The 6,152-nt window shown below is 74.3% G+C and carries 4 protein-coding genes; 3 read left to right on the top strand and 1 reads right to left on the bottom strand.

All coding sequences use genetic code 11. The features are described 5' to 3' along the window. Positions 1-2,196 (bottom strand): ATP-binding protein (locus ACFV0G_RS32170; protein ID WP_380555648.1); only part of this gene is annotated, 2,196 nt, incomplete at its 3' end. Positions 2,197-2,420: 224 nt separating this feature from the next. On the opposite strand from ACFV0G_RS32170, the gene ACFV0G_RS32165 reads away from it, so the two are divergent. Genes ACFV0G_RS32165 through alaS form a run of 3 tightly spaced genes read left to right on the top strand, consistent with a single transcriptional unit; the run spans position 2,421 to position 5,987 of the window. Further along, complete coding sequence (locus ACFV0G_RS32165; protein WP_380555646.1) at positions 2,421-2,900, top strand: DUF948 domain-containing protein; 480 nt, start codon at positions 2,421-2,423, stop codon at positions 2,898-2,900. 5 nt (positions 2,901-2,905) lie between these two features. After that, positions 2,906-3,331 (top strand): DUF6167 family protein, encoded by a 426-nt coding sequence (locus tag ACFV0G_RS32160; protein ID WP_380555644.1) that lies wholly within the window; start codon positions 2,906-2,908, stop codon positions 3,329-3,331. Further along, the gene (gene alaS / locus ACFV0G_RS32155) at positions 3,318-5,987 is read left to right on the top strand and encodes an alanine--tRNA ligase (RefSeq protein ID WP_380555642.1); all 2,670 of its coding nucleotides are present in this window, start codon (positions 3,318-3,320) and stop codon (positions 5,985-5,987) included. Before ACFV0G_RS32160 ends, alaS begins: the two co-directional genes overlap by 14 nt. The last annotated feature ends 165 nt before the right edge of the window (positions 5,988-6,152 follow it).

Raw genomic sequence — 6,152 nt, 5'->3', positions numbered from 1 at the left:
GGGCGACGGCCGGGCGGGGCGCGGATCCGGCCCGGGCCCCGGGCGGCCGTCCTGGCCGGCCGCCCCGGCCACCCCGCCGCCGCCCAGCGCGCGCCGGACGGCCGCATCCAGGTCCAGCGCCGCGCCGCGCGCGAACGCCGCCTCGTACTCCTCCTCGGTCAGCCCCGCCCGGGCCCGCCGGGCGGCCTCCCGGTGCGGTCCGTTGAAGTTCTTCGAGCCGAAGAACGGCCGCCCGACGCCCTGCCACATCCGGTGCGCCGCGCCCTGCAGCACCCGGGCCTCCACCAGGTCCGCGGCCGGCCCCTCGGTCGCCAGCACGGCGAGCAGTTCCACCCCCAGCACGATCCCCAGCAGGTCCCGGAACCGGTGGTTCAGCCGGACGCACTCGCGCGCATGGGCGCGGGCCTGCCGCAGCTCGCCCACCGACCACCGGGAGTGCGCGTGCGCGTAGAGCCCGTAGGCGTAGGCCCACTGCTCGCCGTGCTCCTCGCAGATCCCCCGCACCCGCTCCAGCCAGCTCTCGCCGGCCGCCGCATCGCCCTGGAACACGTACGCCAGTCCGAGTTCGAACATGGCCATCAGGACGTTGCTGTTCAGCTCGCCCAGCGTGTTGTAGTGCCAGAGCGCCTCCTCGAACAGCTCGGCGGCGCGCACCGGGTCGTCCGCGATCAGCGCTGCACAGCCCTGCCGGTGCACCGCGTACGCCAGCGCCCGGTCGTCGCCGGTCTCCAGCGCCTGCCGGCGGCACTCCTCCAGTGCGGGGGCCGCCCGCACCAGGTCGCCCTGGAGGGTCGCCATGTACCCGGTCACCCACAGGGCCTTGGCCCGCGGCCCGGTCGGCTCGGGGGCGAGCGCCAGCGCCCGGTCCAGCCAGTGCCGCCCCTCGCCGAGGTGGCCGGTGCCGACCCAGTAGAACCACAGCGTTCCGGCCAGCACCAGGGCCAGCTGCTCCTCACCCGGCTCGGCCAGGCAGAACTCCAGGGCCGCCCGCAGGTTCGGGTGGGCGAGCCGGGTGCGCTCCGCGGTCTCCGCCTGCCGGGGGCCGAACCACTCGACCTCGCCCCAGGAGGCCAGCCCCAGGTACCAGTCGCGGTGCCGCCGCCGCAGCCGCCCGTCGTCGTCCGCCGCACGCAGCCACTGACCGCCGTACTCGCGCAGGGTGTCGAGCATCCGGAACCGGACCGCGCCGTCCGCGCCGGCCTCGGCGAGCCGCAGCAGCACCGACTTGTCGACCAGCTCGCCGAGCACACCGAGGACCTCCTCGGCCGCGATGCCGTCCCCGGCGCAGACGTACTCGGCGGCCTCCAGCTCGAAGCTGCCCGCGAAGACGGACAGCCGTGCCCAGAGCAAACGTTCCTGCGGGGTGCAGAGTTCGTGGCTCCAGCCGATCGTCGTGCGCAGCGTCTGATGCCGCGGCGGGGCCGTCCGGGCCCCTCCGGTGAGCAGCCGGAAGCGGTCGTCCAGCCGGACGGCGATCTGCTCCACCGACAGCACCCGCAGCCGGCCCGCGGCCAGCTCCACCGCCAGCGGGATGCCGTCCAGCCGCCGGCACAACTGGGCCACGTCGGCGCGGTTCGCCTCGGTGAGGCCGAAGCCCGGCAGCACCGCCGCGGCGCGATCGGCGAACAGCCGGACGGCGTCCGCGGGGCCGTCGCCCGAGGCCTCCACCGGCAGCGGGCCGAGCGGCAGCAGGTGCTCGCCGTCCACCCGCAGGGACTGCCGGCTGGTGGCGAGCACCCGCAGCCCCGGCGCGCCGCGCAGCAGCGTGCCGACGAGCTCGGCGCACGCCTCCACGAGGTGCTCGCAGCCGTCCAGCACCAGCAGCATCCGGCGGTCGGCCAACTGCTCGACGAGCACGTCCAGCGGCGGGCGGGCGGTGGCGTCGGTCAGCCGGAGGGCCTCCAGCACCGCGTGGCCGAGCAGCAGCGGGTCCTGCACCGCGCCCAGCTCGGCCAGGCGCGCGCCGTCCGCGAAGTCCGCACCGGACGCGGCGGCGGCCCGCAGCGCCAGCCGGCTCTTGCCCACCCCGCCGGGACCGGTCACCGTGACCAGTCGGGAAGAGGCCAACAGCGATGCCAGAGAGGCGAGTTCGTCCTGACGGCCGACCAGCCCGGCGGTCTCGGCGGGCAGCCACCCGCCGGGCGACTGCTGCCGCACCGCCGCCGGAGCGCAGCCATCCGCCGGTTCGCTGGCCAACCCGAGCCCCCAAGTCGTCCCGGGCCGCCGCCCGTCCTGCCGTTCGAGGTCCGCACACGGCGGATCACTCCGCCCAACGAGGTGACCGGCCGGTAGGTTACGTCGGGACCCGCCCGCCGCCCGCCCGGTTCCGGCCCGGCACGGCACTTATCCGGTCGGGAAACCCCCCGTGGTCACGATAGGGTTCCCTCCGGAGGAAGCTGCAAGGCGAGGGAGCGCGCAAGGTGTCCGTGGGAGAGCTGGCCGGCCTGCTGGTGGCCGTCTTCTGGGCGGTCCTGGTCACCCTGCTCGCCGTGGTCCTCGTCCGGCTCTCCAAGGTGCTCCGCGAGGCCACCGTCCTGGTCTCCGCCGTGACCGAGCAGGCCGTTCCGCTGCTCACCGAGGCCGGCGCCGCCGTGCGCAGCGCCAACGAGCAGCTCGAACGCGTCGACGAGATCACCGCCAACGTCCAGGACGCCGCCGCCAACGCCAACGCGCTCTCCTCCACGGTCGCCGCGACCATCGGCGGACCGCTGGTCAAGGTCGCCGCGTTCAGCTACGGCGTCCGCAAGGCCGTCGCCCGCCAGCAGGCCGGCCCGGCGGTGCCCGAGCAGGCCGCCGACCGCGACGCGCTCGCCCGGCTGGTCCGGGCCGAGGTCCGCGCGGCCACCGCGCCGCGCTCCGGCGGGCTGCTGGCCCGCGTCCGGCGAGCGGTGAGGGGCTGACCGCGGTGGTTCGACGCATCTTCTGGATGGCGGTCGGCGCCGGCGCCACCGTCTGGGCCATGAACAAGGCCAACGAGGCCGTGCACCGGCTCACCCCCGACAGCCTCTCCGGCACCGCCGCCCGCGGCGCCCTCCACCTCGGCGACGCCGCCAAGCGGTTCGCCCGGGACGTCCGGGCCGGCATGGCCGAGCGCGAGGAACAGCTGCGCGCCGACCTCGGCCTGGACGGCACCGCCGTGGTCGAGCCGCCGCGCCGCCGTGCGCTGCGCCCCGAGCCCGGCCACCGAGCTATCTCGGCGGCCCCGGGCTCCCCGGCGGCCGCCCTGCCCCCGACGCGAAGCACCACCACCCCCAGCATTGCCGAGTCCCGGCAGCGCCGAGCGCTGCCGGGCAGCAACCAAACCGGAAGGACCACTGATGGAGTCGGCTGAGATCCGCCGCCGCTGGCTGCGCTTCTTCGAGGAGCGCGGCCACACCGTCGTACCGTCGGCCTCGCTGGTCGCCGACGACCCCACCCTGCTGCTGGTCAACGCCGGCATGGTGCCGTTCAAGCCGTACTTCCTCGGCGAGGTCAAGCCGCCGTTCACCCGCGCCACCTCGGTCCAGAAGTGCGTGCGCACGCTGGACATCGAGGAGGTCGGCAAGACCACCCGGCACGGCTCGTTCTTCCAGATGTGCGGCAACTTCTCCTTCGGCGACTACTTCAAGGAAGGCGCCATCAAGTCCGCGTGGGAGCTGCTCACCACGCCCGTCGCGGACGGCGGCTACGGCCTGGAGAAGGAGAAGCTCTGGATCACCGTCTACAAGGACGACGACGAGGCCGAGCAGATCTGGCGCGACGTCATCGGCGTGCCCTCCGAGCGCATCCAGCGCCTCGGCATGAAGGACAACTTCTGGTCGATGGGCGTCCCCGGCCCGTGCGGCCCGTGCTCGGAGATCAACTACGACCGCGGCCCCGCGTACGGCGAGGAGGGCGGCCCGGCCGTCAACGGCGAGCGCTACCTGGAGATCTGGAACCTGGTCTTCATGCAGTACGAGCGCGGCCACGGTGACGGCAAGGACGGCTTCGAGATCCTCGGCGACCTGCCGAGCAAGAACATCGACACCGGCCTGGGCCTCGAGCGCCTCGCCGCCATCCTGCAGGGCGTCGACAACCTCTTCGAGATCGACACCAGCCGGATGATCCTGGACCGCGCGGCCGAGCTCACCGGCCACACCTACGGCCGCGACCACAAGTCGGACGTCTCGCTGCGCGTGGTCACCGACCACTTCCGCACCGCGCTGATGCTGGTCGGCGACGGCGTCACCCCGGGCAACGAGGGCCGCGGCTACGTGCTGCGCCGCATCCTGCGCCGCGCCATCCGCAACATGCGCCTGCTCGGCGCCACCGAGCCGGTGGCCAAGGAGCTCATCGACATCTCCATCAAGGCGATGGCCCCGCAGTACCCGGAGCTGGAGACCGACCGCAAGCGCATCGAGACGGTCGTCACCGCCGAGGAGAGCGCCTTCCTGCAGACCCTGAAGTCCGGGACCAGCCTGCTGGACGCGGCCATCACCGAGACCAAGCAGGCCGGTGGTGCGGTGCTCTCCGGCGACCAGGCGTTCAAGCTGCACGACACCTACGGCTTCCCGATCGACCTGACCCTGGAGATGGCAGAGGAGCAGGGCCTCCAGGTCGACGAGACCGGGTTCCGCCGCCTGATGCAGGCGCAGCGGGACGCGGCCAAGGCGGACGCCAAGAAGAAGAAGATGGGCCACGCGGACGTCGCCGCGTACCGCGAGGTCGCCGACAAGTCCGGCGCCTCGGTCTTCACCGGCTACACCGCCACCGAGGGCGAGGCCACCGTCGTCGGCCTGCTGGTCGGCGGCGTGCCCGCGCCCGCCGCGACCGAGGGCGACGAGGTCGAGATCATCCTCGACCGCACCCCGTTCTACGCCGAGGGCGGCGGCCAGCTCGCCGACCACGGCCGGATCCGCCTGGACTCCGGCGCGGTCGTGGAGATCCGCGACGTGCAGCAGCCGGTGCCCGGTGTGACCGTGCACTCCGGCGGGGTGCTCTTCGGCGAGGTGGTGCTCGGCGCGTCCGCGTACGCCACCATCGACGTCGACCGCCGCCGTGCGGTCTCGCGTGCGCACTCGGCCACCCACCTGACCCACCAGGCGCTGCGCGACGCGCTCGGCCCGACGGCCGCCCAGGCCGGTTCGGAGAACGCGCCCGGCCGCTTCCGCTTCGACTTCGGCTCGCCGACCGCCGTGCCCGGCAGCGTGCTGACCGACGTCGAGCAGAAGATCAACGAGGTGCTGGTCCGCGAGCTCGACGTCACCGCCGAGGTCATGACGATGGACCAGGCCCGCAAGGCCGGCGCCATCGCGATGTTCGGCGAGAAGTACGGCGACTCGGTGCGCGTGGTCACCATCGGCGACTTCTCCAAGGAGCTGTGCGGCGGCACGCACGTCGGCAACACCGCCCAGCTGGGTCTGGTGAAGCTGCTCGGCGAGTCCTCGATCGGCTCCGGCGTGCGCCGCGTGGAGGCGCTGGTCGGCGTCGACGCGTACAAGTTCCTGGCCCGTGAGCACACCGTGGTCTCCCAGCTCACCGAGCTGGTCAAGGGCCGCCCGGAGGAGCTGCCGGAGAAGATCTCCGGCATGCTCGCCAAGCTCAAGGACGCCGAGAAGGAGATCGAGCGCTTCCGCGCGGAGAAGGTCCTCGCGGCCGCCGCCGGGCTCGCCGAGGGCGCCGAGGACGTCCGCGGGGTGGCCGTGGTCGCGGCCCGGGTGGCCGACGGCACCGGTGCGGACGAGCTGCGCAAGCTCGTGCTGGACGTCCGCGGCCGGCTGGGCTCGCGCCCGGCCGTGGTCGCCGCCTTCACCGTGGCGAACGACCGCCCGCTGACCGTGATCGCGACCAACGAGGACGCCCGCGCCCGCGGCGTCAAGGCCGGTGAGCTGGTGCGCACCGCGGCCAAGACGCTCGGCGGCGGCGGTGGCGGCAAGGACGACGTCGCCCAGGGCGGCGGCTCCAACCCGGCCGCGGTCGGCGAGGCGATCGAGGCCGTCCGGGCCCTGGTCGCGGAGCGCGCCTCCTGATGACCGAGGAGCAGCCCGAGAAGGTCTTCCGGCGGGGCCGGCGGATCGCCGTCGACGTGGGTGACGCCCGGATCGGGGGCGCGGGCGGGGGCCCCGTCGGGGTGTTTGCCACGCCCGGGGTGTCCCGGGCCGCCGGGGGGCGGTGCCGCGGCCGGGGGTGTGGGT

It is taken from the genome of Kitasatospora sp. NPDC059571, assembly GCF_042735675.1.
GTDB lineage: Bacteria > Actinomycetota > Actinomycetes > Streptomycetales > Streptomycetaceae > Kitasatospora.
The sequence above is the reverse complement of the archived record's forward strand: the minus strand, read 5'-3'. Positions and strand labels throughout refer to the sequence as shown.